Annotated in this window: 26 protein-coding genes and 3 tRNA genes; 15 read left to right on the top strand and 14 right to left on the bottom strand. The window is 54.7% G+C overall.

Annotated features, from left to right (window positions below):
* Positions 1-202 precede the first annotated feature (202 nt).
* Together gloA and rnt are read left to right on the top strand one after the other, a co-directional pair.
* Positions 203-610, top strand: coding sequence for a lactoylglutathione lyase (gloA, locus tag ACUTQW_RS04045; protein ID WP_004943750.1), 408 nt, complete (start codon positions 203-205; stop codon positions 608-610).
* A gap of 78 nt (positions 611-688) precedes the next feature.
* Positions 689-1369, top strand: coding sequence for a ribonuclease T (rnt, locus tag ACUTQW_RS04040; protein ID WP_004943747.1), 681 nt, complete (start codon positions 689-691; stop codon positions 1367-1369).
* 71 nt (positions 1370-1440) lie between these two features.
* Here rnt and ACUTQW_RS04035 read toward each other — a convergent pair whose 3' ends face one another.
* Positions 1441-1785, bottom strand: coding sequence for a Grx4 family monothiol glutaredoxin (locus tag ACUTQW_RS04035; protein WP_004943744.1), 345 nt, complete (start codon positions 1783-1785; stop codon positions 1441-1443).
* Positions 1786-2199: 414 nt separating this feature from the next.
* Here ACUTQW_RS04035 and ACUTQW_RS04030 point away from each other — a divergent pair, with 414 nt between their 5' ends.
* A complete protein-coding gene (locus ACUTQW_RS04030; protein ID WP_006324939.1) occupies positions 2200-3018 on the top strand; it encodes a C40 family peptidase in 819 nt (272 codons plus the stop codon).
* A gap of 213 nt (positions 3019-3231) precedes the next feature.
* Here ACUTQW_RS04030 and cydH read toward each other — a convergent pair whose 3' ends face one another.
* Positions 3232-3321, bottom strand: a complete 90-nt coding sequence (cydH, locus tag ACUTQW_RS04025) for a cytochrome bd-I oxidase subunit CydH (RefSeq protein WP_004943739.1) — start codon at positions 3319-3321, stop codon at positions 3232-3234.
* 324 nt (positions 3322-3645) lie between these two features.
* Here cydH and purR point away from each other — a divergent pair, with 324 nt between their 5' ends.
* A complete protein-coding gene (purR, locus tag ACUTQW_RS04020; RefSeq protein ID WP_004943736.1) occupies positions 3646-4671 on the top strand; it encodes an HTH-type transcriptional repressor PurR in 1026 nt (341 codons plus the stop codon).
* Here purR and punR read toward each other — a convergent pair.
* The gene (punR, locus tag ACUTQW_RS04015) at positions 4668-5612 is read right to left on the bottom strand and encodes a DNA-binding transcriptional activator PunR (protein WP_020438922.1); all 945 of its coding nucleotides are present in this window, start codon (positions 5610-5612) and stop codon (positions 4668-4670) included. The two genes, purR and punR, sit on opposite strands and share 4 nt — an antisense overlap.
* A 124-nt stretch (positions 5613-5736) precedes the next feature.
* Between punR and punC the strand changes: the two genes are divergently transcribed.
* The gene (punC, locus tag ACUTQW_RS04010) at positions 5737-6945 is read left to right on the top strand and encodes a purine nucleoside transporter PunC (protein WP_006324937.1); all 1209 of its coding nucleotides are present in this window, start codon (positions 5737-5739) and stop codon (positions 6943-6945) included.
* A gap of 341 nt (positions 6946-7286) precedes the next feature.
* Positions 7287-8438 carry a cyclopropane fatty acyl phospholipid synthase gene (gene cfa / locus ACUTQW_RS04005; protein ID WP_006324936.1) on the top strand — a complete coding sequence of 384 codons (1152 nt, stop codon included), beginning with the start codon at positions 7287-7289 and terminating at the stop codon, positions 8436-8438.
* A 75-nt stretch (positions 8439-8513) separates the two neighbouring features.
* On the opposite strand, the gene ACUTQW_RS04000 is transcribed toward cfa, so the two are convergent.
* Both ACUTQW_RS04000 and ACUTQW_RS03995 read right to left on the bottom strand, forming a co-directional pair.
* The gene (locus ACUTQW_RS04000; RefSeq protein WP_193378404.1) at positions 8514-8810 is read right to left on the bottom strand and encodes an I78 family peptidase inhibitor; all 297 of its coding nucleotides are present in this window, start codon (positions 8808-8810) and stop codon (positions 8514-8516) included.
* 28 nt (positions 8811-8838) lie between these two features.
* On the bottom strand, positions 8839-9489 hold the full coding sequence (locus ACUTQW_RS03995) for a riboflavin synthase (protein ID WP_006324934.1): 651 nt from the start codon (positions 9487-9489) through the stop codon (positions 8839-8841).
* 242 nt (positions 9490-9731) lie between these two features.
* Between ACUTQW_RS03995 and ACUTQW_RS03990 the strand changes: the two genes are divergently transcribed.
* From ACUTQW_RS03990 to ACUTQW_RS03955, 8 genes are all read left to right on the top strand, one after another.
* Positions 9732-11108 (top strand): MATE family efflux transporter, encoded by a 1377-nt coding sequence (locus ACUTQW_RS03990; RefSeq protein WP_004943723.1) that lies wholly within the window; start codon positions 9732-9734, stop codon positions 11106-11108.
* Between the two features lie 192 nt (positions 11109-11300).
* Positions 11301-11377 (top strand) — tRNA-Val (locus ACUTQW_RS03985).
* A 20-nt stretch (positions 11378-11397) separates the two neighbouring features.
* Positions 11398-11474, top strand: a tRNA-Val gene (locus tag ACUTQW_RS03980).
* A gap of 20 nt (positions 11475-11494) precedes the next feature.
* A tRNA-Val gene (locus ACUTQW_RS03975) sits at positions 11495-11571 on the top strand.
* A gap of 143 nt (positions 11572-11714) precedes the next feature.
* Complete coding sequence (locus ACUTQW_RS03970; RefSeq protein WP_004943720.1) at positions 11715-12020, top strand: hypothetical protein; 306 nt, start codon at positions 11715-11717, stop codon at positions 12018-12020.
* A gap of 33 nt (positions 12021-12053) precedes the next feature.
* Positions 12054-12413: a hypothetical protein gene (locus tag ACUTQW_RS03965; protein WP_139281225.1), complete on the top strand. Its 360-nt coding sequence runs from the start codon at positions 12054-12056 to the stop codon at positions 12411-12413.
* Between the two features lie 11 nt (positions 12414-12424).
* Entirely contained in the window at positions 12425-13837 is a 1413-nt protein-coding gene (gene pykF / locus ACUTQW_RS03960; RefSeq protein ID WP_004943718.1) for a pyruvate kinase PykF, read from the top strand.
* A gap of 308 nt (positions 13838-14145) precedes the next feature.
* Positions 14146-14382 (top strand): major outer membrane lipoprotein, encoded by a 237-nt coding sequence (locus ACUTQW_RS03955; protein ID WP_004943717.1) that lies wholly within the window; start codon positions 14146-14148, stop codon positions 14380-14382.
* Positions 14383-14518: 136 nt separating this feature from the next.
* Here ACUTQW_RS03955 and ACUTQW_RS03950 read toward each other — a convergent pair whose 3' ends face one another.
* From ACUTQW_RS03950 to sufA, 7 genes are all read right to left on the bottom strand, one after another.
* A complete protein-coding gene (locus tag ACUTQW_RS03950) occupies positions 14519-15532 on the bottom strand; it encodes a L,D-transpeptidase family protein (RefSeq protein WP_004943715.1) in 1014 nt (337 codons plus the stop codon).
* A 303-nt stretch (positions 15533-15835) separates the two neighbouring features.
* On the bottom strand, positions 15836-16252 hold the full coding sequence (gene sufE / locus ACUTQW_RS03945) for a cysteine desulfuration protein SufE (protein WP_006324932.1): 417 nt from the start codon (positions 16250-16252) through the stop codon (positions 15836-15838).
* A gap of 98 nt (positions 16253-16350) precedes the next feature.
* Positions 16351-17571: a cysteine desulfurase SufS gene (sufS, locus tag ACUTQW_RS03940; RefSeq protein ID WP_006324931.1), complete on the bottom strand. Its 1221-nt coding sequence runs from the start codon at positions 17569-17571 to the stop codon at positions 16351-16353.
* Positions 17568-18854 (bottom strand): Fe-S cluster assembly protein SufD, encoded by a 1287-nt coding sequence (sufD, locus tag ACUTQW_RS03935; RefSeq protein ID WP_004943708.1) that lies wholly within the window; start codon positions 18852-18854, stop codon positions 17568-17570. Before sufD ends, sufS begins: the two co-directional genes overlap by 4 nt.
* Positions 18829-19575, bottom strand: a complete 747-nt coding sequence (gene sufC, locus ACUTQW_RS03930) for a Fe-S cluster assembly ATPase SufC (protein ID WP_004943704.1) — start codon at positions 19573-19575, stop codon at positions 18829-18831. The genes sufD and sufC overlap by 26 nt, the downstream gene beginning before the upstream one ends.
* Positions 19576-19617: 42 nt before the next feature.
* Positions 19618-21114 carry a Fe-S cluster assembly protein SufB gene (sufB, locus tag ACUTQW_RS03925; RefSeq protein ID WP_004943701.1) on the bottom strand — a complete coding sequence of 499 codons (1497 nt, stop codon included), beginning with the start codon at positions 21112-21114 and terminating at the stop codon, positions 19618-19620.
* A 14-nt stretch (positions 21115-21128) separates the two neighbouring features.
* Positions 21129-21500 (bottom strand): Fe-S cluster assembly scaffold SufA, encoded by a 372-nt coding sequence (sufA, locus tag ACUTQW_RS03920; RefSeq protein ID WP_004943698.1) that lies wholly within the window; start codon positions 21498-21500, stop codon positions 21129-21131.
* A 555-nt stretch (positions 21501-22055) separates the two neighbouring features.
* Between sufA and ACUTQW_RS03915 the strand changes: the two genes are divergently transcribed.
* Complete coding sequence (locus tag ACUTQW_RS03915) at positions 22056-22460, top strand: hypothetical protein (protein WP_004943694.1); 405 nt, start codon at positions 22056-22058, stop codon at positions 22458-22460.
* 57 nt (positions 22461-22517) lie between these two features.
* On the opposite strand, the gene menI is transcribed toward ACUTQW_RS03915, so the two are convergent.
* Positions 22518-22934 carry a 1,4-dihydroxy-2-naphthoyl-CoA hydrolase gene (gene menI / locus ACUTQW_RS03910; RefSeq protein WP_004943689.1) on the bottom strand — a complete coding sequence of 139 codons (417 nt, stop codon included), beginning with the start codon at positions 22932-22934 and terminating at the stop codon, positions 22518-22520.
* Positions 22931-25987, bottom strand: coding sequence for a D-2-hydroxyglutarate dehydrogenase YdiJ (ydiJ, locus tag ACUTQW_RS03905; protein ID WP_445654803.1), 3057 nt, complete (start codon positions 25985-25987; stop codon positions 22931-22933). The genes menI and ydiJ overlap by 4 nt, the downstream gene beginning before the upstream one ends.
* Between the last annotated feature and the right edge of the window lie 225 nt (positions 25988-26212).

The following is a 26212-nucleotide window of genomic DNA, read 5'->3' as shown; positions in this document are numbered from 1 at the left end:
GTAATAGTACTTATTTCCCTGATTCGAACGACAGCATACTGTGCGGTTATCATCAGCATAGTCGATGCATAGGTGACATCGTCACCTTTATTCTCATGCCTTAGCCATGTCGATAAATTGAAATCCCTTATACGGCAACGCTATACTGAGTTTCGCTAAGATCCATTCGCCGTTGGCGACGGCACATCCAATCAGAGGAATTATGCGCTTACTCCATACCATGATCCGCGTCGGTGACCTGCAACGCTCCATCGACTTCTATACCAAGGTATTAGGCATGCGCCTGCTGCGCACCAGCGAGAACCCAGAATACAAATACTCGTTGGCATTTGTCGGTTATACCGACGAAAGCGAAGGCGCAGTGATTGAGCTGACCTACAACTGGGGCACCGACAGCTACGAGATGGGCACCGCATTCGGCCATCTGGCGTTGGGCGTCGACGATGTGGCCGCCACCTGCGACAGCATTCGCAACGCCGGCGGCAAAGTGAGCCGTGAAGCCGGGCCGGTCAAGGGCGGCACCACGATTATCGCTTTTGTTGAAGATCCGGACGGTTATAAGATCGAACTGATCGAGAACAAACACGCCGGTCAGGGCCTCGGCCACTGATACCGATGAGGGGCGCTTTCAGCGCCCTTCTTGTTATGCCTGCGATACCGCCTGCAACCGGGCGTAAAATTTGCCATAATGCGCGCTGCATTCGATGAAGATAAGAAACTGATGGCCGAAAAAAGTGATCTTAACGCCCTGAGTGGCCGTTTTCGTGGGTTTTATCCCGTAGTGATAGATATAGAAACCGCTGGATTTAATGCCAAAACCGACGCGCTGCTGGAGATTGCCGCCGTTACGTTAAAAATGGATGAAGAAGGCTGGTTGCAGCAGGATGAAACCCTGCACTTTCACGTTGAACCTTTTGAAGGCGCCAACCTGCAACCGGAAGCGCTGGCATTCAACGGTATCGACCCGCATAACCCGTTGCGCGGTGCAGTAAGTGAATACGATGCGTTGCACGCCATTTTTAAAGCGGTACGCAAAGGCATCAAGGACCGTGGCTGCAACCGGGCGATTATCGTGGCGCACAACGCCAACTTTGATCACAGTTTCCTGATGGCCGCAGCAGAACGCGCAAGCCTGAAGCGCAACCCTTTCCACCCGTTCGCCACCTTTGACACTGCCGCGTTAAGCGGGCTGGTGTTGGGGCAAACCGTGCTGGCGAAAGCCTGCATTGCCGCCGATATTCCGTTCGACAGCACCCAGGCGCATTCGGCCCTGTACGACACCGAACAAACCGCTCAACTGTTCTGCGAGTTGGTTAACCGCTGGAAACGCCTTGGCGGATGGCCGCTGGCCATCGGTAATAACGACTAAGCCACAAATAAATCGGGCGGCCCAGTTTGCACTGGCGCCGCCCGATGTCTTCTTGCAATCAACCCGAGCCGTTATGGCTGCTGGTCTTCTTGCTCTTTGTACTTCGCTGCCGTTTCTTTGATCAGCTGTTGCAGTTCGCCGCGCTGATACATTTCGATAATGATATCACAGCCGCCTACCAGCTCACCGTCTACCCACAGCTGCGGGAAAGTCGGCCAGTTGGCGTACTTCGGCAACTCGGAGCGGATGTCCGGATTCTGCAGAATATCAACGTAGGCAAAGCGTTCGCCACAAGCAGACAGCGCCTGCACTGCTTGCGCAGAGAAACCGCAGTTTGGCAATTTCGGTGAACCTTTCATGTACAGCAGAATTGGGTTCTCACCGATCTGCTGCTGAATTTTTTCAATCGTCGTCATTTATTGCTTCCTCAAGCCACATCTCATGGCCACAACATGCATCACACTGGCTATTGTAGCGGCTGGAACAGTCGCAAGAAAACGCCATCTTTTGCAAGGGTATTCCCCGTTGCCAATCGCATCTCACCGGCAAAGGCCGTTCCGGTTAAAACATACGCTCAGAATAACATTTTTAATCCGACCATTTCACTAATATATTTTTCCGCCACTCGGTATCCTTTAATAATTCCGACAGCGGAGAAAGGTGATTTTTTATACATCAACGGATTGATTTTTCAACAAAAAAAATGCTGTTAACGTTTTCTCACAATATGGATTATCATTTATGAGTTCTTCGCTGTTTTATATGGCGAAATTGGGGAATACTGTCATTCTTTCGATATCTGTTCCGGGGCCAAGGTTGGTAACGTCGACATGCGTTTAATTCTTACGCTTTTTGTGCTGTTGTTTACACAGCTATTCTTAAATCTGGCGCACGCTGCGCCACAGGCGCGTATTGCCGCCGAGCAGCGCAAAAGCCACGTTAATGAAGCCCGGCCGGATGACCGCAAGAAAAAGAAAGCGGCAAAGGCCAGCAAAAAAGTGAAAGTCACTGCTCCGCCAAAAACAGCCAAGGTTTCCAAAACCAAAACAGAAAAAACCGCTAAAAAGATCGTCAGCGCAAAATCGAAACACCAAACCCAGAAAATAGCCAAAATCAAAGTGACCCCACCGAAAAAGGGTTACAAAAAAGGCTATGGCCGTCACCGGGAACCCGGCATGGCCACCGCCAAATTGGCTCGCGACGAAAAACCGCTGAAACTCAGCCCGGCGCACAAAAAGCGCTATCAGCACGCCAAGCAAACCGCGATGGCCAAGCTGATGGATCAAATGGGCAAACCTTATCGCTGGGGCGGCACTTCGCCAAGAACCGGTTTTGACTGTAGCGGACTGATTTATTACGCCTATAAAGACGTAGTGAAAATCAAGATGCCGCGTACTGCCAACGAGATGTATCACCTGCGCGACGCGGCGCCGATCAAGAAAAACGAGCTGGAAAGCGGTGACCTGGTGTTCTTCCGCATCAACAACCGCGGCGTGGCCGATCACGTCGGCGTCTATCTGGGCAACGGCAAATTCATTCAGTCACCGCGTACCGGTGAGGAAATCCGTATCAGCCAGTTGGACAACGACTACTGGCAAAACCACTACATTGGCGCCCGCCGTGTGGTAACACCGAAAACCATTCGATAATCGCCTCCGCGGCTGGCCCCCCAGCCGCACGCCTCACCGCCTACCGCAAGCGTTCTGATCTTAGGCCTTTTCGTCGCTCTCAGACCACGGTTTCGCGAAGCCGCATGGAAAACATCCGGCAGTGGGTGAACGGAGCACTTGTGGAAAAATCTGACGTAGCGGTGGGAAAATGCGAACAAGCGCAGTGAACTGCGCCTGTGTGACAACCGGGGATCAGTTCAACGCCGCGGTGAAGCTAAAAGCAATAATAACGGCCAGCGCACACACAGTGGTGAACAGTGACATTTTCAGATCGGTATCCATTACAACTCCTTTTCAGACGGGTTATCCCAAGGATAAAAGGCACACAATTAATGCGTCAAACCATTTTCCCACAGTTAGACAATAAAATCTTGTTATCATTTCCCGGTTTATAATACTGATTACCTCTTCCACTTTGGCTCAATATGGGACAAAATTCGCAGTTCACAACTGCGTACCGGCAAAAATGCCCCTCCTGACCAAACGCTGACGACTTCAATACACTAAAAACTCAGCTTCGCTTATTTGGAAGAAGGATCTACGCAGGCAAACGATTAACATCACACTTACATGCTGCAACATGTGAGTTCAGGAGTCATTCTTTACATGGCAACGATTAAAGATGTGGCCAAACGCGCTGGCGTTTCCACCACCACCGTTTCGCACGTCATCAATAAGACTCGTTTCGTCGCCGAAGAGACTAAAGCGGCCGTTGCGGCCGCGATCAAAGAGCTGCACTATTCTCCCAGCGCCGTGGCGCGCAGCCTGAAAGTCAATCACACCAAATCTATCGGTCTGCTGGCTACCTCCAGCGAAGCGCCCTATTTCGCCGAAGTGATCGAGGCGGTGGAAAACAGCTGCTACAGCAAAGGCTATACGCTGATCCTGTGTAACTCGCACAATAACCTCGACAAGCAACGCGCTTATCTGGCGATGCTGGCGCAAAAACGCGTCGATGGCCTGCTGGTGATGTGCTCTGAATACCCGGATCAATTGCTGGGGATGTTGGAAGATTACCGTAACATCCCAATGGTGGTCATGGACTGGGGCGCAGCACGCGGTGATTTTACCGATACCATTATCGACAACGCCTTCGAAGGCGGTTATCTGGCCGGCCGCTATCTGATCGAGCGTGGCCACCGTGAGATTGGCGCCATTCCGGGCCAATTAGCGCGCAACACCGGCGGCGGCCGCCATCAGGGCTTTTTAAAAGCCATGGAAGAAGCCAATATCGAGGTGCGCGACGAGTGGATTGTACAAGGTGACTTCGAACCGGAATCCGGCTACAAGGCCATGCACCAGATATTATCGCAGAAACAGCGCCCAACGGCGGTATTCTGCGGCGGCGACATCATGGCAATGGGCGCTATTTGCGCCGCTGATGAGCTGGGGTTGCGCGTACCGCAGGATATTTCCGTTATTGGTTACGATAATGTGCGCAACGCCCGCTATTTCACGCCGGCACTGACGACCATCCATCAGCCCAAAGAGCGTTTGGGCGAGATGGCGTTCACCATGCTGCTGGATCGCATCATCAGCAAGCGTGAAGAATCGCAAGTCATTGAAGTACATCCGAAGCTGGTTGAACGCCGCTCGGTCGCCGACGGCCCCTTCATCGATTACCGCCGCTAGTCGCCTGCGCCGGGAGCCAAAGCGGCTTCCGGCGTCACTTCGCTTAACCATTCCTGATTCAAGGTTTCGCTGTCCCCCAGGTAATCCAGCAGCCAGGCCATCGCCGGCGATGGGGTATTCTGCTGCCAGGTCAGGCAACATGGGCTGGCGGGAAATGGCTGTTGCAGTTGCAGCGCCACCAATTCACCACGCTGTACCAACGGCAATACCTGATGCGCAGGCATCATGCCGACGCACAATCCGGCGCACAGGCAATCCACCGCAGAGGCCCAATCCGGCACCACCAGCCGCCGTTGATTGTCCAGCGTCCAGGTGACCCGCTTGGGCAGATTGCGTGACGTATCCTCCAGACACAGCGAAGGGAAAGGCCGGAGCTGATCATCTTTCAGCAGGCCATCCAACCCCGCCAAGGGATGCTGGGGGCTGGCGACACACAACCAACGCATGTCGCCCATGTCGCGAAAGGCGAAACCGCCGCCAACCGGCACCGCCCGCGTAGCGCCGATCGCCATATCGGCACGCCCGTCCACCAGCGCATCCCATACGCCGTTAAACACTTCGGGTTGGACCAACAGCTCGACATCGGGGAATTGACGGTAAAAATCCAGCACCAGCTGACGGCAGCGCTGCGGTTTGACGATGATATCCACCGCAATTTTTAATTGGCCACGCCAACCATTGGCCACCTGCTGGCACTGCCTGCGAGTGTCGAGCATTTTTTTGATGACACCGCGCGCTTCCTGAATAAACAGCGTGCCGGCCGGCGTCAGTTCTACATCGCGATGACGCCGTTCAAATAGCGGTACCGCCAACCATTGTTCCAGTTGCCGCACAGTATAGCTAACCGCCGAAGGTACCCGGTGCAGTTCCTGCGCCGCCGCGCTGAAGCTGCCGGTGCGGGCGACCGCGTCCACGACATCAAGCGAATATTCAGACCACATGATTTTTGCCTTCAATTTTTTTAACAGCACTTCGCAAATATTACCGTTTCACAAGCAGAGATCCAGCCGGATACACTTGCCGGCGCTAAAAACCTGCGACAATAAAATATTAATGAGAAATACCATGCGAAATTCCTTTGGTTTTATGTTCTATCTTGCCGGCCTGAGCATGCTGGGTTACCTGGCCACCGACATGTATCTGCCCGCCTTTGGCGCTATGCAGCAAGATCTGCAAATTTCCGCCGGCGCAATCAGCGCCAGCCTTAGCATTTTCCTGGCCGGATTTGCCTTTGCTCAACTGCTCTGGGGACCGCTCTCCGATAATTTGGGCCGTAAACCCGTGCTGCTGATTGGCCTGGCGCTGTTTGCTCTGGGCTGCCTCGGCATGCTGTGGGTGCAAAATGCCGTCCAATTGTGGTCGCTGCGCTTTATCCAGGCGATCGGTGTGTGTTCAGCCGCCGTCACCTGGCAGGCACTGGTCATTGACCGCTACCGTGAAGGCAAGGCCAACCGCGTATTCGCCACCATTATGCCGCTGGTAGCACTTTCGCCTGCGCTGGCACCGTTGGTCGGCGCCTGGCTGTTGAACCACATGGGATGGCGGGCAATTTTCGCCGTGCTGCTGGGTATCACCGTCATTTTGCTGCTGCCGACGCTGTTACTGAAGGAAAGCGCCAAAAGCGCGCCATCTGCCCAGACCAAAAACACCCTGAGTTTCTTCCAACTGCTGAAATCGCCGGTATTCAGCGGTAACGTCACCATTTTTGCCGCCTGCTCTGCCGGTTTTTTTGCCTGGCTCACCGGTTCGCCGTTTATTCTTGGCGATATGGGTTACAGCCCCAATGATATTGGTCTGAGCTATGTCCCGCAGACGCTGGCTTTCTTATTGGGCGGTTACGGTTGCCGTACGGCGTTAAACCGCATGAATGGCAACACCTTGCTGCCCTGGCTGCTGGTAGGTTATGGCATCAGCATGGTGGCGTTATATCTGGTGGCGACATTGACCGAGCCCACGCTCACCACGTTGCTGATTCCATTCTGCCTGATGGCGCTGGTCAACGGAGCCTGCTACCCGATCGTAGTGGCGAATGCGTTGATGCCGTTCCCGGAAGGCACAGGCAAAGCCGCAGCGCTGCAAAATACCCTGCAATTGGGCCTGTGCTTTGTCGCGAGCCTATTGGTTTCGGCCTTTATAGCCCAACCGCTGTTGGCGACGGTAACGGTGATGGTTTCAACGGTAGTATTGGCCGCGTTGGGGTATATGTTGCAACGGGGAAAAGTGATCGATAATTCGCAGGCAGTGCGACAGGAACATGCTAACTCTGCGTCATAATTACCTGCACGAATAATCACTTAAAGAATATTTTTGCCGAGTGCGATTTACGGTTGAGTAAGCGCCTCGGCAAGCCTATACTCAAAACGACCTTTTAAAATAACACTTTTATAGTCTTATTATCACAAGTAGCTGTTGTGTACGCGTATGGCGTCACACTTTTTTAAGGATTTGTTTATCCGCGCCTATTGCGCTGGAGCCTTCTTAAAATTTTCCTCTGTTCATAGTCGGATATCAGACGCCACGGTGACTTTCCACCGTAGGTATACATATGCGCCCGCAGAAATTGTCTAAGCTATTTTCTGGCGGGTCATAAGTCAGAAGAAGGTGATGGAGAAGCTATGAGTTCATCGTGTATAGAAGATGTGAGCATTCAGGACAACCCATGGTACCGTATCGCTCATGAAATGCTCAGTATGGCCGGTATAGAAATAAACGGCTCACGTCCTTTCGATATTCAGATTAAAAATCCTGATTTTTTTAAACGCGTGTTGCGGGAAGGTTCTCTCGGCTTGGGCGAAAGCTATATGGATGGCTGGTGGGAATGCGAACGGCTGGATATATTCTTTCAACACGTAGTCGGCGCAGGCCTGGAAAAGAAACTCCCCCACCATGTGAAAGATATCCTGCGAATTGCCGCCGCGCGATTAATCAATTTGCAATCGAAGAAACGTGCCTGGATTGTCGGCAAAGAGCATTACGATCTGGGAAACGATCTGTTTACGCTGATGCTCGATCCCTATATGCAATATTCCTGCGCCTATTGGAAAGAGGCAACCACGCTAGAAGAAGCGCAGGAAGCCAAGCTGCGAATGATTTGCGAGAAACTGCAGTTGCAACCGGGGATGAAATTACTGGATATCGGCTGCGGTTGGGGCGGCCTCTCCGCCTTTGCGGCGAAAAACTATGGCGTTTCCGTCGTGGGCGTAACCATTTCCGCCGAACAGCAAAAGTTGGCGCAGGAGCGCTGCGCCGGGCTGGACGTTGAAATTCTGCTGAAGGACTACCGCGATCTGCACCAGCAGTTTGATCGCATTGCCTCCGTCGGCATGTTTGAGCACGTTGGCCCCAAAAATTATCGCACCTACTTCAAGGTGGTGGAGCGTAATTTAAAACCGGATGGCCTTTTCCTGCTGCACACCATTGGCTCGAATCGGACAGATATGAATGTTGACCCGTGGATCAACAAATATATCTTCCCGAATGGCTGCCTGCCTTCAGTTACGCAGATAGCCAAAGCCAGCGAGGGGCGTTTCGTGATGGAAGATTGGCATAATATTGGTGCCGATTACGATCGTACCCTGATGGTCTGGTACGAGCGTTTCAGGCAGGCATGGCCGCAATTGGCTCAGCGTTATTCCGAGCGTTTCGAACGTATGTTCAGCTATTATCTGAACGCCTGTGCAGGGGCGTTTCGCGCGCGTGACATTCAATTGTGGCAGGTGGTATTCAGCCCTAAAGGCATTGAAGGCGGTATCCGCGTCCCGCGCTGATTAATGCCATGCCACAACGAAACGCCCCCGGTTTTTACCGGGGGCGTTTTATATTATGCGCTAACCAATGGCTGATCAGCCGCAATAAACCCGAATGATTTTATCCTCGCTGTCGCCCAGGAAGTTCAGACGACGCAGGTTAAAGTCCATAGTAACGGCCGAATTGTACGGAATCGCACGTACCTGAGATTCAATCTGAACGCCTTCCAGCGCTGACATCGGCTTGCCGACGTAACTCTGGTATTGCGCGGCACCGCAGGTATCACTTTCTGCATCAACGGCCTGATTGGCCGCGCCCTGCTCAGGTGAGCTGCTACAGGCACTCAGCGCCAGCAGCGCCGTTAACATCAAGGTTTTCCCATAAAACTTCACGCGGTTACTCCTCTGTGGTTATTGTCCGTCAGATCTTCTGCGCCAGCGCGCTCGCCGTCGCCATGGCCGCTTCGCGGCTCGCCAACACCCGCTCAACGGTATCTACCACCGCCTGCGTTTGTGGATCAATCTCAATATTCACCTTGTCGCCCAGGCGTTTTTTGCCCAGCGTGGTGCGTTCAAGCGTCTCCGGGATCAGGTGCACGCAGAAACGGTTATTCACCACCTCTCCGATCGTCAGGCTAATACCGTCAATGCCAATAAAACCTTTATGCAGAACGTATTTCATCAGTTCCGCATCCGGCATGCGCAGCCATATCTGACGATTATTCTCGGAGGTATAAATCTTGGCGACTTCCGCCGTGCAGATAATATGGCCGGACATCAGGTGGCCGCCAATTTCATCGTTGAACTTGGCCGCCCTTTCGATATTGACCACGTCCCCCAAAGCCAGATCGCCGAGATTGGTCAGGCGCAACGTTTCTTTGATCAGATCAAAACTGACGCGGTTGCCTTCCACCGCGGTGACGGTCAGGCAGCAACCGTTATGGGACACCGACGCGCCGAGCTCCAGCCCAGGCAGCAGTTCCGCAGGCATCTCTATGACGTGGGTACGGAAGTTGGATTTTTCATCAATGGCGACCAGCGGCGCGGTGCCTTGTACGATACCGGTGAACATGTGAGCCTCTTCTTTCTGAAAATGTTTAAAGCGCTTGGGGCAGTTTGCCCCAGTTGGCGAGGAAAACCAAACCCGGGGAGACAAAAAATCCGCGCCTGCGCATTTAATAACTATTTCGTCACAACATTTGCTTAACGACGCCGAGCGCGTACAATCTTTTGGACAAAATTCCGCTATTTTTAATTGTTGTCCTTTCGCGACGACCCTCCCCTCAATCATAAATAAATAGAAAAGGTGTATGCGTGCAGAAGTACTTCATTGAAGCGCGTAGTTTATTGGCCCTCGCAATTCCGGTAATCATCGCGCAAATATCGCAAACCGCAATGGGCGTGGTCGATACCATTATGGCCGGCGCTTATAGCGCCACGGATATGGCCGCCGTCGCCGTCGGCACCTCTATCTGGTTGCCGGCCATTCTGTTCGGCCACGGCCTGCTGCTAGCGCTAACTCCGGTGATCGCGCAGCTTAACGGCGCCGGCCGCCGCGACCGTATCGCTCATCAGGTACGCCAGGGGTTCTGGCTGGCTTGTGCGGTCTCTGTCCTGATCATTTTCGTGCTGTATAACAGCAAGTTCGTGATCGACATGATGCACAATATCGATCCGCAACTGGCGGATAAAGCCGTTGGCTACCTGCATGCCATCATGTGGGGCGCGCCGGGCTATCTGTTCTTCCAGGTGCTGCGTGGCCAGTGTGAAGGACTGTCGAAAACCAAACCCGGCATGGTGATTGGCTTTCTCGGCCTGCTGGTCAATATCCCGATTAACTATATCTTCATCTACGGCAAGTTCGGTATGCCTGAGCTGGGCGGCGTCGGTTGCGGCGTAGCAACCGGCAGCGTCTACTGGTTCATGTTCCTGGCAATGCGCTGGTATGTAAAACGTGCACCGTCGCAACGTGACATCCTGCCGCATGAAGGCAGCAACCGCAGCCCGGACTGGCCGGCGATGAAACGCCTCATCGGTATCGGTCTGCCGGTGGCGTTGGCGCTGTTTTTCGAGGTGACGCTGTTCGCCATCGTCGCCCTGCTGGTCTCGCCGCTGGGCATCGTTTCCGTGGCCGGGCATCAGATTGCACTGAACTTCAGCGCGTTGATGTTCGTGTTGCCACTGTCGCTCGGCGTCAGCGCCACCATTCGCGTCGGCTATCGGCTCGGTGAAGGTTCGGTCGAAGGCGCGCGGATTGCCGCCTATGCCGCTATCGGCGTCGGCATCCTGATGGCCTGCTGCACCGCGCTGTTTACCGCCACTTTCCGCGAACAAATCGCGCTGTTATATAACGACAGCCCGGCGGTAGTTGCGATGGCGTCGCACCTGATGTTGCTGGCGGCCATTTATCAGATTTCCGATTCGATTCAGGTGATCGGCAGCGGTATTCTGCGCGGTTATAAAGATACCCGGTCAATCTTCTTCATCACCTTTATCGCTTATTGGGTGCTGGGCCTGCCGAGCGGCTACCTGCTGGCGTTGACCGATGTCCTGGTGCCGGCGATGGGGCCAAGCGGCTTCTGGATTGGTTTTATCATCGGCCTGACCTTTGCGGCCATCATGATGGCCACGCGCATGCGCTGGCTGCAAAAACAGCCTGCTGCCCTGATCTTGCAGCGCTCCACCCGCTAAGTTTCGCCACCGGCCGGTTTATTCCGCCGCCGGTGGCTTCTTCGTCCGTGTTTGCAGAAAAAACAACCGCACTGCACATAAGCTCAGCAATCGTGTGAAATAGCGGATAAAATTACGTTTTTCTCCTTGCCAGCGCGCAGGTAGCTCGTTAATATTCGTCCCCGCTGTCAGCCATGACAGACAGGAAAAGATGCGTCCGTAGCTCAGTTGGTTAGAGCACCACCTTGACATGGTGGGGGTCGGTGGTTCGAGTCCACTCGGACGCACCAAATTCCTAAAGCAGTACAGTGCGTCCGTAGCTCAGTTGGTTAGAGCACCACCTTGACATGGTGGGGGTCGGTGGTTCGAGTCCACTCGGACGCACCAAATTTCTAAAGCAGTGCAGTGCGTCCGTAGCTCAGTTGGTTAGAGCACCACCTTGACATGGTGGGGGTCGGTGGTTCGAGTCCACTCGGACGCACCAAATCGTTATTCCCTCAGGCTTGACCTTTCTATCCGATACTTCCATTACCCTAATCTGCCCATGCGATTCCCGAACGTTACTTCTGTAACCGCTAGCCGTATCCGAATATCATCATGGCGAACACCTTTTACAGGACAAGTTTAATGCTGACATTTACCGCAGAAACTCCGTTTGAAAAACTCGACAACGGCCTCATCCGCCGCCAAGGCGTAATGAGCGATGGCGCCCGTGCTACGGAAGTCAAATTCGGAGCCGGCACCTTCGGGCAACTGCAAAAGCGGGAGCATTCATTGCAAACGCGGGTCGTTTCCGGTGAGTTTGAATTCACCGTTGGCAGTGATACTCAGGTGGTGGTGGCCGGGGAAACTATCGCCATTCCCGCCAATACCGCCAGCGGCTGCTTCTGCCTGACTGCCGGAACCCTGCTGGAAATCATCACGGCAGATTGATCGCGTTAATTGTGGCGTTCACAGCAAGGTTATTTGCGCAACAAACACCTGCTGATGATTTGCATTTGCGCCACATTTGCTGCTGATTTGCCGGATCCGCCGTCGATCACCGGTTTTTTATTTTGTTTCCCGTCGCTTAGCCTTTATAATGCGCAACGTCTTTCAGTTGAATGGTTTCAGCCCTTGATCTGCGAAAACGCAATAACAACACATTTTCATCTCATCATGTTGCGCAGCATCCCTACGCCCTGGCGCGGGCTGAATTTTTACACCCCATTTCAACTCTGGTCACCTATCCTTAACTGTGTTTTGCACCACCAGGCGCGACTCAAATTCCATACCGGTGGCCTGGCCGCTGGTTTTATTCGTTTTTTTATCCATCACAACTTGTAGAAAACTCCGTCATGAAAAAGACCAAAATTGTTTGTACCATCGGTCCAAAAACCGAATCGGAAGAAATGCTGACCAACCTGCTCAATGCAGGCATGAACGTAATGCGTCTCAACTTCTCCCACGGCGATTACGAAGAACACGGCAACCGCATCAAGAACATGCGCGCAGTAATCGCGAAAACCGGTAAAAACGCCGGCATCCTGCTGGATACCAAAGGCCCGGAAATCCGCACCATGAAGCTGGAAGGCGGTAAAGACGCGGCGCTGGTTGCCGGTCAGACCTTCACTTTCACTACCGACCAGAGCGTTATCGGCAATAACGAACGCGTTGCCGTTACCTACGCCGGCTTCTCCGCCGATCTGAAAATCGGCAATACCGTGCTGGTCGACGATGGCCTGATCGGCATGGAAGTCACTAACGTGACCGAGAACGAAGTGATCTGTAAGGTACTGAACAGCGGCGATCTGGGCGAAAACAAAGGCGTTAACCTGCCGGGCGTTTCCATCCAACTGCCTGCATTGGCAGAAAAAGACAAACGCGACCTGATTTTCGGCTGTGAACAAGGTGTCGACTTCGTTGCCGCGTCCTTTATCCGCAAACGCTCCGACGTGCTGGAAATCCGCGAACATCTGAAAGCCCACGGCGGCGAGCAGATTCAGATCATCTCCAAAATTGAAAACCAGGAAGGCCTGAACAATTTCGACGAGATCCTCGAAGCCTCTGACGGCATCATGGTAGCTCGTGGCGATCTGGGCGTAGAAATCCCGGTAGAAGAAGTGATCTTCGCTCAGAAGATGATGATCGAAAAATGTAATCGCGCACGTAAAGTGGTGATCACCGCCACCCAAATGCTGGATTCGATGATCAAGAACCCGCGCCCTACCCGTGCGGAAGCCGGCGACGTGGCAAACGCCATTCTGGACGGCACCGACGCCGTTATGTTGTCAGGCGAGAGCGCCAAGGGCAAATACCCGCTGGAAGCCGTGACCATTATGGCCACCATCTGCGAGCGCACCGATCGCGTGATGCCAAGCCGTATTGACAGCCTGAACGACAACCGCAAACTGCGCATCACCGAAGCCGTCTGCCGTGGCGCCGTTGAAACCGCAGAAAAACTGGACGCGCCATTGATTGTGGTTGCCACCAGCGGCGGTAAATCAGCCAAATCCGTGCGTAAATACTTCCCTAACGCCGTGATCCTGGCGCTGACCACCAACGAAGTCACCGCTCGCCAATTGATCCTGACCAAAGGCGTTACGCCGCAAATGGTCAAAGAAATCGCCTCTACCGACGACTTCTATCGCATTGGCAAAGAAGCTGCACTGGCCAGTGGCCTGGCGCAAAAAGGCGACGTTGTGGTGATGGTTTCTGGTGCTTTGGTACCAAGCGGCACCACCAATACTGCCTCGGTTCACGTGCTGTAATATAAAACGTGACATAATTGTCTTGACCAAAACGCCGCTTAGCGGCGTTTTTTTTAGCAGTAGTAAACTGTTTTCCCAAAAACGCAACTGCCGATTGCTCATTATTTGGCTAATTACAAATCGGAGTTGTCCCATGGAATCCAGCTGTTTTCCCTAGATTTTTTAACTATTCATCAAAAGAAGATGCAAGTTTGAGCGAACGATCAAAATAAAGCACTCCAATACAAAAAAATTATTCTCTTTCGAAAAAAGTTTGTGTAATACTTGTAACGCTACATGGAGATTAACTCAATCTAGAGGGTGTTATAATGAATCGTACTAAACTGGTACTGGGCGCGGTAATCCTGGGTTCCACTCTGCTGGCAGGCTGCTCTAGCAATGCTAAAATCGATCAACTGTCTTCTGACGTTCAGACTCTGAACGCTAAAGTTGACCAGCTGAGCAACGACGTGAACGCAATCCGTTCTGACGTTCAAGCAGCTAAAGACGACGCAGCACGTGCTAACCAGCGCCTGGACAACCAAGCTCACGCTTACAAAAAGTAAGATAGCTTCGGTTATTGAAAACGGCGCACATTGTGCGCCGTTTTTTTTTGTTTGCGCTCCCCTTTCCCCTCGCCACAGGCGAAAAAAAGGGTTCAGCACGCTGAACCCCCTCTGAATCGTCAGTTATGACCCGTATTTAATTCACCGAGCTGATAGGCGCCCCCTTGAATAGGCCCTTATTCGCTCCCTGCGGGGCTACAGGCGTTAAAGTCACCTCAGAGGTACTCTGCCCCAGATTAACCAGTACCGGCATGCCAGAACGGCGTACAACCGCACTGTCGAACACCGCACGATCGGTCTGCGAATCCTCGACAAAGCTTTTTTCGGTTTTGGACAGTGAAATCGGCATGGTCTGCGGATCGTCGCTTTCGACTCTCGACAGCGGCTGATGGACTTCGACGTAACGCTTACCGTCCGGCTCCACGGAAATTTTCACCGGATCGTTAATCACCTGTACGCGGGTGCCGCGCGGCACCATGTTAAACAGCGCTTCGATATCCTTCGGACGCAGGCGGATACAGCCGGAGCTGACGCGCATGCCAATACCGAAATTGGCATTGGTTCCGTGGATCAGATACTCACCGTGCCCCATAGCCAGGCGCATGGCAAACAGCCCCATGGGGTTTTCAGGGCCGGCCGGTATGACCGCCGGCAGCGTCACGCCTTTCGCCTGATAGCGTTTACGGATGTTGGCCGTCGGCGTCCAGGTCGGGTTCGGGATCTTCTGGCTGACTGAAGTCACCTGCAGCGGCGTATGCATGCCGGTCTGGCCAATACCGATAGGATAAACAATCACTTTATTCTCGCCTTTCGGGTAGTAGTACAGGCGCAGTTCGGCCAGATTGACCACTATCCCCTCACGCTTGGTGTCCGGCAGCAGCATTTGAGTCGGGATGGTTAATACCGAACCCGGCTTGGGCAGGAACGGATCCGTACCCGGATTGGCCTCCAACATGCCCAGCAGACCAATTTGATAGTCGGCGGCAATTGCCTCCAACGGGCGGCCATCGTTAGGTACGGTGTAAGTGGTGTTCTCGCCGATCAGGCGGCTGTCCGGCGGCGGCAACGGATACTCGGTCGCGCTGGCGGCTTGGGTGCCTGTCAGTACGGTGGCGAATAGCATGCCCATTAAACTCAACGCACGTTTCATTATCATCCCTATATGCTTGTTACGGTTCGGCCACAAGGCTAGCGGGCACCTGACGGCAGGTAAATCAGACAATACCTGATTAATACTAGCAACGCTGGCATTAAAGGCAATAAGTCCTCTAAAAATCAACATGTTATAACGTAATTGCGCGGCAGGTTTGTCAATGTAACGTCAATAAGCAAGCTGCTGAAATGTCACTGATTTGTTGCACAGACGGGGGGATCGGAAGGGATTTGTAAAGACTCACTGACACAAGAAATATATTCAACGCATCAATAAGCCTTTCTGAATGTCAAAGCAGGCTTACAGCAACTGGGTGGCCTTACTGCGGATAGCGCGGATCATCGCCTCCAACCCCTGGGAACGCGATGGCGTCAGGTGCTGGCTCAACGCCAGTTCGGCGAAAAAGGGCCGCACATCAAGCTCGGTAATCTGCTGTGGCGTCATTTGGTGATACAGAATAAACACTACCGCCAGCAACCCTTTGACGATGGCCGCATCGCTGTCGCCGTGAAATTCGACGCGCCCTTGCTCGTCAGTGCGCATGACAATCCACACCTGGCTCTGGCAGCCGGAAATCAGATTGCTTGCCTGACGTTCGTCCTCGGCAAGTGCCGGCAGCCTCGCGCCCAGTTCAATCACATACAGGTACTTATCTTCCCAATTAAGACAACGGGAAAAGTTACGCACCAACTTATCTTTATCCGGCAAGTTCGCCATGAGGATCCTTTCAATAATTCAGGGGCCGGCATGCCGGCCCCGCGTAACTGTCTGCAGGCATTGTTTCGCCAGAGAGCGCCACAAGAGGCACCCTCGACCTACCCCAAGAGTTTTTGGATACGCTGCAACCCGGCCACCAGCCGATCAACTTCATCGCGGGTGTTGTATAACGCCAGAGAAGCGCGACACATGCTCGGCACATTATAGAACGCCATCAACGGCATCGCGCAATGGTGCCCGGTACGAATGGCGATACCGTATTGATCCAGGAAACTGCCGACGTCGTAAGCGTGATGCTCACCCAGGTTAAAGGCAATGACCCCAGCGCGCTCTGTCGGGCCATAGATTTTAAGCGTCGGCACCTGTTTCAGCGCTTCGAGCGCATAGTGCATCAGCGACTGCTCGTAGTCGTGTATCGCCTCCAGCCCCAGCGCGTTAACATAATCAATCGCCGCGCCCAGCCCCATCATGCCGGCCGTGTTCGGCGAACCGGCCTCAAAGCGCCACGGCGGCTCGGCATAGGTGGTGCCGTTAGTCAGGCTGACCTGCTTTATCATCGCCCCCCCGCCTTCCCACGGCGGCATTTGCTGCAGCAGCGCCTGGCGGCCATAAAGAATGCCGATACCGGAAGGGCCATACAGCTTGTGGCCGGAAAACACATAGAAATCGCAATCCAGCGCCTGCACATCCACGCGCTGATGCATAACGGCCTGTGCACCGTCTATCAGCACCTTCAGGCCCGCAGCCTTCGCCTGAGCGATGATTTCACGCACCGGGTTCACCGTGCCCAGCACGTTGGAGACCTGGGTCATCGCCAGCAATTTGGTGGACGAGTCGATCAAACCCGGCAACTGCGCCAGATCCAGAGTGCCGTCCTGCTGCAGCGGCCATACCCGCAGTTGAAGCCCGCGCTCCTGCGCCAGCATCTGCCAGGGAACAATATTGGCATGATGCTCCATCTCGGTGATGATAATGCTGTCGCCCGGCTGCAGGACATGGCGGCCAAAGCTGTTGGCCACCAGATTAATGCCCTCGGTGGTGCCCTTGACGAAAACAATCTCTTCCGCAGAAGCGGCGTTGATAAACGCCGCCACTTTTTCGCGCACCGCTTCCATGTCCTGCGTCGCTTCCGCGCTCAGCGTGTGGATGCCACGGTGTACCGCAGCGTAGCCATGGCGATAAAAATCCAGCTCGCGATCGATCACCGCCTGCGGCTTCTGCGCGCTGGCGGCACTGTCAAGGTAAGCCAGTGGCCGGCCATTGACTTCACGCGCCAGGAGGGGGAATTCGCCGCGCACCCGTTCAATCGGAAAACTCATGCTGCCTCCCCCGGCAGGCGTTGCGCTATGCGCGTCAGCACCCATTCGCGGATAACATCGTTGCCGATGCCCTCGGTCAGTTCTGCGGCAAAGGCAAAGATGATCATCTGCTGCGCTGCGTGTTTATCAATACCGCGCGATTGCAGATAGAACAGTTGTTCTTCATCAATACGCCCGACGGTGGCGCCGTGGCTGCATTTCACGTCATCGGCGTAGATTTCCAACTGCGGCTTGGTATCCACCTCCGCCACCTTACCCAACAGCAGGTTGTGGTTGGTCATCTGGCCGTCGGTCTTGATCGCATGTTTGGCGACTTTGATCATGCCGTTGAATACCGCCTTGGCGCGATCGCTGACCACCGTTTTATGCAGTTGACGGCTCTCGCAGTAACCTTTGTTGTGCTCCAGATAGGTACGGGTATCGCACACATCTTTGCCCACCGGCAACACCAGGCTGTTGATCACCAGGTTGGAGCCTTCGCCGTTCAACTGCGCGCTGGTGTTATGCCGCGTAAGGCCGGCCCCCAACAGGAAACTGTCGCTTTTCACCCGCGCGTCGCGGCCAATCACCAAGTCGTTATGCGCAAAGTGGTAGCTCGCCTGGCTTTCGAACGCCAGCTTGCAGTGACGCAGCTCCGCGTTGTCTCCGATACTGGCTGTCAGACGCGCGCCGGTGAAATGCGCGGCATCGTTCAGGCTGACATAATGCTCGATCACCTCAGCCCGGGCATTGCGACCGACGTCGAGGTGATGGCGATGATGCACAGTATTCACCTCGCCCTCAGCGCCGCGTCCACTGCTGATGTGCAACAGGTACAACGGCCGCGCAGCGATCTTGCCGGCCGCCACGCGGATCATGCTGGTCTCCTGCGCCAGACTTTCGGTCAGGTGCAGAAAAATTTCAGGCTGAATCGGCTCCGGCAATGCCTGCGGCGTGCCGTAGGGAGTGACCTCGAACTGGTATTCGCCCAGATCGCTGTCGCTCAGCGCGGCGTTGAAACGCCCGTCGACAAACACCAGCCGATAAGCATCGAGATTCAGCGCCAGCGCATCACGTTGGGCGGCAGCGATCGGCTCGGCCTGCGGCTCAAGGAACTGCTGCTCCAGCAAGCCCTCCAGCGGGGTATATTTCCAGTTTTCATGTTTGCGCGTCGGCCAGCCCAGACGCAAAGCCTGCTGCCAGTGCGCCAGGGCGTGAGCGGAGTGTTCGCCGCCACGGGCCTCGAACAGGCTGTAAAGCTGTTGCAACGCACGCGAGTTATTGTTGGTCGGTAAGCCAGCCATAGCCCTGCTCCTCCAACTGTTTCACCAGGGAGAAATCGCCGGACTTCACGATGCGCCCTTGGGACAGAACATGAACATAATCCGGTTTGATGTAGTCCAGAATACGCTGGTAGTGCGTGACGATAATGAAGGCGCGTTTGCCGTCCCGCAGCGAATTAACGCCGTTGGCGACGATCTTCAGCGCGTCAATATCCAGGCCGGAGTCAGTTTCATCCAGGATGCACAGATCCGGCTCCAGCGCCGCCATCTGCAGAATGTCATTACGCTTTTTCTCGCCGCCGGAGAAACCGACGTTGACCGAACGGGTCAACAGATCCTGGGGCATATTCAGCAGCTCAATCTTTTCTTCGATGAAATCAGCAAAATCGAAGCGGTCGAGCGGTTCTTGCTGGCGGTATTTGCGCACCGCATTCACCGACGTCTGCAGGAAGAAGTGGTTGCTGACGCCGGGGATCTCCACCGGATACTGGAACGCCAGGAATACGCCTTCGCCGGCGCGATCTTCCGGGGCCAGCTCAAGCAGGTCTTTACCCTTGAAGGTAACCTCGCCCTCGGTCACCTCATACTCTTCACGCCCCGCCAGGGTGGCGGAGAGCGTACTCTTGCCCGAGCCGTTCGGCCCCATGATGGCATGCACTTCACCCGGCTTGATCTCCAGGTTCAATCCCTTGAGGATCTCATTGCCTTCGGCGCTGACTTTCAAATTCTTGATACTTAACATGCGGTGTCCTTAAGTAGCGCTGCTGCGCTGTAAATCCGGCGTTTAGCCCACGCTGTGTTCCAGGCTGATGGCCAATAACTTTTGCGCCTCGACGGCGAATTCCAGCGGCAGTTCCGAGAACACGTCCTTACAGAATCCGTTGACGATCATAGAGATGGCATTGTCTTCGCTGATGCCGCGCTGCAAACAGTAGAACAGTTGATCATCGCCGATTTTCGACGTGGTCGCTTCGTGTTCCAGCTGTGCGCTGTTATTGCGGGCCTCCACGTACGGGAAGGTATGGGCTCCGCTGTCCGGCCCAATCAGCATCGAGTCGCATTGGGTAAAGTTACGCGCGTTTTCCGCCCCCGGCAGGATTTTCACCAGGCCGCGGTAAGTGTTCTCGCTGTGCCCGGCGGAGATGCCTTTGGCAATGATGGTCGATCGGGTGTTCTTGCCGATGTGGATCATCTTGGTGCCGGTATCCGCCTGCTGATGGCCGCTGGTCAGCGCCACCGAGAAAAACTCGCCGATTGAGTTATCGCCCTGCAGGATCACGCTCGGGTATTTCCAGGTGATCGCCGAACCGGTTTCCGACTGGGTCCAGGACATTTTCGAGCCTGCGCCTTCGCACAACGCGCGCTTGGTCACGAAGTTGAGAATGCCGCCCTTGCTGTCACCGCCGGAGAACCAGTTTTGCACCGTGGAATATTTCACTTCGGCGTCTTTGTGCAGGATCACTTCCACTACCGCCGCATGCAGCTGATAGCTGTCACGCACCGGGGCTGAGCAACCTTCGATGTAACTGACGTAGCTGCCTTCATCGGCGATCAGAATCGTGCGTTCGAACTGGCCGGTTTTGGCGGCGTTAATGCGGAAATAGGTCGAGAGTTCCATCGGGCAGCGCACGCCTTTCGGCACGTAGACAAAAGTGCCGTCGGAGGCCACTGCGGCGTTCAGCGCGGCAAAGAAGTTATCGTTGGACGGCACTACGCGGCCCAGGTACTTGCGCACCAGATCCGGGTATTCCTGAATCGCCTCGCCGAACGAGCAGAAAATCACCCCGCTTTCCGCCAGTTTTTCGCGGTAGGTGGTGGAGACCGATACCGAATCGAATATCGCGTCTACCGCCACTTCGCTGCCTTCACGCACCGGTACACCAAGCTGGTTAAACGCCAGCTCAACCTCGCTGGTCAGGTAGCTGTTTTCGGTTGCCGCGCCAGGTTGCTGTTCGGCGCCGGGCTGGGAACCGCAGGCGTCGTCGCAGCTGCCGCAGGATGGCGCCGAGTAATAGCTGTAATCCTGGTAGTTCAACCGGTCATAGTTCGCTTTCAACCAGTGCGGTTCTTCCATTTGCAGCCAGGCACGGTAGGCCTCCAGGCGGAATTCCAGCATCCACTCAGGTTCGTTACGCTTGGCCGAAATGGCGCGCACCACATCTTCGTTGATGCCCGTCGCCAATTCATCGGTATCGAGCTGGGTGAAAAAGCCTTCTTTGTAGCGCCCTTCGCTGACCCAAGCCTGCACTTCATTAGGCATTTCTACATTGCTTCGTGTCATGTTGATTGCATCGCTCAAACGCCAAAGCTCTCGCCGCACCCGCAGGCATGCTGAGCTTTAGGGTTATTGAATTTGAATATTTGATTCAGCCCTTCACGGACAAAATCTACCGTGGTGCCATCGATGAACGGCATGGCTTTCAGCGGCACATACAGTTTGGCGCCATCGCGCTCAAACAGCAGGTCGTCTTCCGCCGGGGCACGGGTGAGATCCAGCACATAGGCAAACCCGGCGCAGCCTGATTGCTTCACTCCGAGTTGCAGCCCCTTCACTTGCGGATCCTGCTGCATCAATTTAGTAATTTGTTGTACGGCGTTGTCGCTGAGCAAAATGCCTTGCCAGACATTTTCGTCCAGAGAAAAGGTGCCGACATTTTCCGTTTGCATAGGGCCTACCTCACACTCGTGTTTTACCACAGCCAATCTGGGTTGCTTATATGTTAGTGATAACAATTATCACTTCAACCGTTTGTTTTGCGGGGGTATCCGCCAAAAGCCCGTTTTTTTGCTGCCGCACACGGCAAGCAGAGGGGACAGTCAGGGTGCCTGGCGCAGTCCGGCGGCGACGCGTTCATTTTATCCTTATGAATTTACTGTATATCCTGAATCACCGCACCGCCCAGCCGCTGGCTCATCCCCTTTACACCGCCGGCTTTTATTGTCGATGTAAACATTCATAGAAAATACCTATTTCAACATTTTGTCTGTCTCAAAAATGCGTTTATCGGCAATTAGCGGCGTTTTCCGTCGTTTGCACCGCCCGGCCACACTGGCCGAAACCGCCGTCATTGATTAAAGTTTAGCCGCTACTGACTGATATTGGGTCGGCGCAGAGCAAATGCAGCCCCGGTGTCCGATAAAAATTTCAACAGAATGATTGATCGCGAACGCATCCGTAAATATGATAATGATTATCATTCAAATACAGGTGAGCGCGGGTAAATGAATATCTCGATGAATGCGTGGCTGCTGGGCAAAATTGATGACTATAAATTCAGCGTGCGCGATGCCACGGTAGATTTCTACATGGCGGAGGCGTCGCTTAGGCGGCCAGAGTGCAATATCAACCATCTGAAACGCTACAATAACGTCAGCCTGAACATGGCCAATCTGTGCCTGGAAAACGGCGATGATGAAAGCTATCTGCACGCGCTCAGCAAACTGCATAACCGGCTGATCGTCGAAATCAACAACCCGCAGCGCTGCCAGCTGTTTCGGGTTCAGAGCTATCATTTTGCCCGGCATACCCTGACCTTAATCTGCCAGAAATATGCGATGGAAGGCACCTGGGAGAAGGCTAACGCCTTCCAGAAGGATTTCGTCAAGCGGGTGCCATTCCAACTGTAAATGTCTGCGGAACGGCAACGGAGTACCCGCAGGCAAAGGTGCCTGCGGGTGGGAGGATCAGTCGATGATTGCGGTGGTCAGGCGTGAGGTGCAGCACAACCGGTCGCGCGAATCGAATATTTCGATCTGCCACACCTGATGCCGTCGGCCAACGTGCAGCGCGCGGCATACGCCACGCACCTGCCCTTCAAATACCGCCCGCAAATGGTTGGCGTTGATTTCCAGCCCTACCACTTTCTGCTCCCCTTCGCTGCACAGATAACCGGCCATCGAGCCCATCGACTCCGCCAGCACCACCGACGCCCCGCCGTGCAACAGCCCGAAAGGTTGCCGGGTACGGTGGTCCACCGGCATCGTAGCTTCAAGAAGATCGTCTTCCAGCCGAGTGAAATGAATCCCCACATGGCTCACCATGCATCCCTCACCGGAGCGGTTTAACTGCTCCAACGTCGTTTCTCGTTTCCACAATTTCACGCAATCATCTCCAGAAGTGCCTGTAACGGGTGGCGCACGCCGTTACCCTCAATGCGTTTGACCTGGCTGCGACAGGAATAGCCGGTCGCCAGACAGCGTTGCCGCGGCAAACGTTGCAACGCCTGATGCCATGATAGCTCATAAATCCCGAGCGAATTCTCCAGGTTCTTCACTTCGTGTCCGTAGGTGCCCGCCATGCCGCAACAACCCACGCTGACATTTTCCAGCTTGGCCCCGAAACGGGAGAAGATCGACGCCCAATGCTGGCCGCTGGCCGGCAGCGCCGTGGTTTCGGTACAGTGGCCAAACAAGTACCAGGCCTCGCCGGTCGCCGGTTGTTCGGCACGTTCCGCCAGCAGCTGTTGCAGCCATTCATGCACCAGTTGCACCTGGAAGTCACCGCGAGTTTCGCCGAGGATCTCGTTATATTCGTCGCGATAGCACAGCACCAGCGCCGGATCGACCCCTACCAGCGGCATCCCGAGTTTCGCCACCCGGTTGAGGAAATCGGCGGTTTTGCGCGCGGTGCGGGCAAAGCGCGTCAAGAAGCCTTTGATATGCTGCGCCTTGCCGTTCGGCGAGAAGGGCAGCAACACCGGCTGGTAACCGAGCTTTTCCACCAGCCGCACAAAGTCCGCCACCACCTTGGCGTCGTAATAGCTGGTGAAAGGATCCTGCACGATCAGCACGTGTTGCTCGCGTTGTTCGGCGCTCAACGCTTCCAGTTGCTCCAGCGTCATGGTCAAGGCGCCGTGGCCGGAAAGCTGCTGACGCAGTGTCGGGCTGGAGAGCATCGGCAAATCGACCATGCCGATAGTGCTGCGGCTCAGCTCACGCACCCAAGGCTGGCGGAAGAAGAAATTGAATACCTTCGGCGCTTTCGCCATCAGCGGCGTATAGCTTTCAACCCCGGCGACCATATAGTCACGCGCCGGCCGCAGATAGCGGGTGTGATACAGCTGCAGGAAACGCGAGCGGAAACCCGGCACGTCAATTTTAATCGGGCATTGGGTGGAACAGGCTTTACAGGCCAGGCAGCCGGACATCGCCTCTTTCACCTCGTGCGAAAAATCATATTCGCCTTTGCCGGCGTACCAGCTGTTGCGGGTTTTCTCGATCAAGGTACGGAAGCTAAGACGCTGCTGCGGCAGTTGCTGTTCCAACACCAGCGGGTCTCCCCCCTGTTCGGACAGCAGGCGCAACCATTCGCGCACCAGCGCCGCACGGCCTTTTGGCGAGTGGATGCGGCTGCCGGTGATCTTCATCGACGGGCACATCGGGCTGCGCACATCAAAGTTAAAACACAAGCCGTTGCCGTTACACTCCATGGCGCCACGGAACGAGGTACGCACCTCTACCGGGATACGGCGGTCGAGTGTGCCGCGCTTGGCCGCGTCCACTTTCATCATCGGGGCATCAACGCCCAACGGCGGGCAAATTTTACCGGGGTTAAGGCGGTTATTCGGATCGAACGCGGCCTTGATGCGGCGCAACTCTTCGTACAGTTGCTCACCGAAGAATTCCGGGCTGTATTCGGCGCGGAAACCTTTGCCGTGTTCGCCCCACAGCAATCCACCATATTTGGCGGTCAGCGCCACCACCTGGTCGGAAAGCTGCTTCATCAGCACTTCTTGCTGCGGATCGCACATGTCGAGCGCAGGCCGCACGTGCAATACGCCGGCATCCACATGGCCGAACATGCCGTAACTGAGGTTATGGCTGTCCAGCAACTGGCGGAACTCGACAATGTAATCGGCCAAATGCTGCGGCGGTACGCAGGTGTCCTCGGCGAAAGGAATAGGTTTGGCGCGTCCTTTGGCGTTGCCCAACAGCCCGACCGCCTTCTTGCGCATGTTATAGATCCGCTCGATGCCGGCCAGGTCCCCGCAGATCTGATAGCCAATCACGCCGCCCTGCCGCTCGCTGATTAACTCGTCCAACCGCAGACACAGCGTTTCCATCTGCTGGTCGATCAGCGCCTTGTCATCCCCGGCAAATTCGACGATGTTCAGACCCAGCATCTCTTTATCCGGCACGTTGGTGATCAATTCACTCACCGAATGCCAGACAATATCTTCCCGCGCCAGGTTCAATACCTTGGAATCAATGGTCTCCACCGACAGCGCCTTGGCCTCCACCATGAACGGGGCGTTGCGCAGGGCGGAATCAAAGGAGTCATATTTCACGTTAACCAGGCGACGTACTTTCGGCAGCGGCGTGATATCCAGACGCGCCTCGGTGATAAACGCCAGCGTGCCCTCTGCGCCGGTCAAAATGCGCGTTAGATCGAAGGTTTGCAGATCGTCGCTGAACACATGCCGCAGGTCGTAGCCGGTCAGGAAACGGTTTAATTTGGGGAATTTCTCCAGGATCAGCGCGCGCTGGTCGCGGCAGCTATTCAGCACTCGATGGTAGATCCGGCCTTCAGCGGTATCTTCCATAGCAATCGTTTCCGCCAGCGGCGTCGGCATAGCGCGGGTATCGATCATATCGCCCCCCAGCAGCACCGCCCGCAGGCCCAAAACGTGATCGGAGGTTTTGCCATACACCAGCGAGCCTTGGCCGGAAGCATCGGTGTTGATCATGCCACCCAGCGTCGCGCGGTTACTGGTAGAAAGTTCCGGCGAGAAGAAATAGCCGAACGGCCGCAGATACTGGTTAAGCTGGTCTTTGATGACCCCGGCTTCAACCTTCACCCACCCCTGTTCGACATTGATTTCAAGAATGCGGTTCATATGGCGCGACATATCCACCACGATGCCGGTGTTGAGGGCCTGCCCGTTGGTGCCGGTGCCGCCGCCGCGCGGGCTGAAGGTCAACGCGCTAAAGCGCTCTTCTCCCGCCAGGCGCGCAATCAACGCCACATCCGCAGTGGAACGGGGAAACACCACCGCGTCAGGCAACAGCTGATAGATACTGTTGTCGGTCGCCATCGTCAGCCGATCAGCGTAGCTGGTCGCAATATCGCCGTTGAATCCGTTTTGCTTTAAAGCTTCCAAAAAGTCGAGCACCCGTTGAATGAGGCCGGGTGCCTGAGAAATCTGTGGGATCATTCGCTTTTTTGACCCTGTCTGTCTATTTTTTATGCGCTGATATACGCTGAATCAGGTCTTTACCCGTCGCCTTTCAGGCTGCGGCGTTGTAGGCTGCAACCTGAAATTCATAGGGTATATTCAGACCCACCCTACTTTTTATTGATGCTGAAAACTAACATACTCGTTTAGTGAAGGCATTCACATTATCACAATTCCCCCGCTACAGAATGGCGTGCGATAAAA

Source organism: Serratia sp. TSA_7 (genome assembly GCF_052692135.1).
The sequence above is the reverse complement of the archived record's forward strand: the minus strand, read 5'-3'. Positions and strand labels throughout refer to the sequence as shown.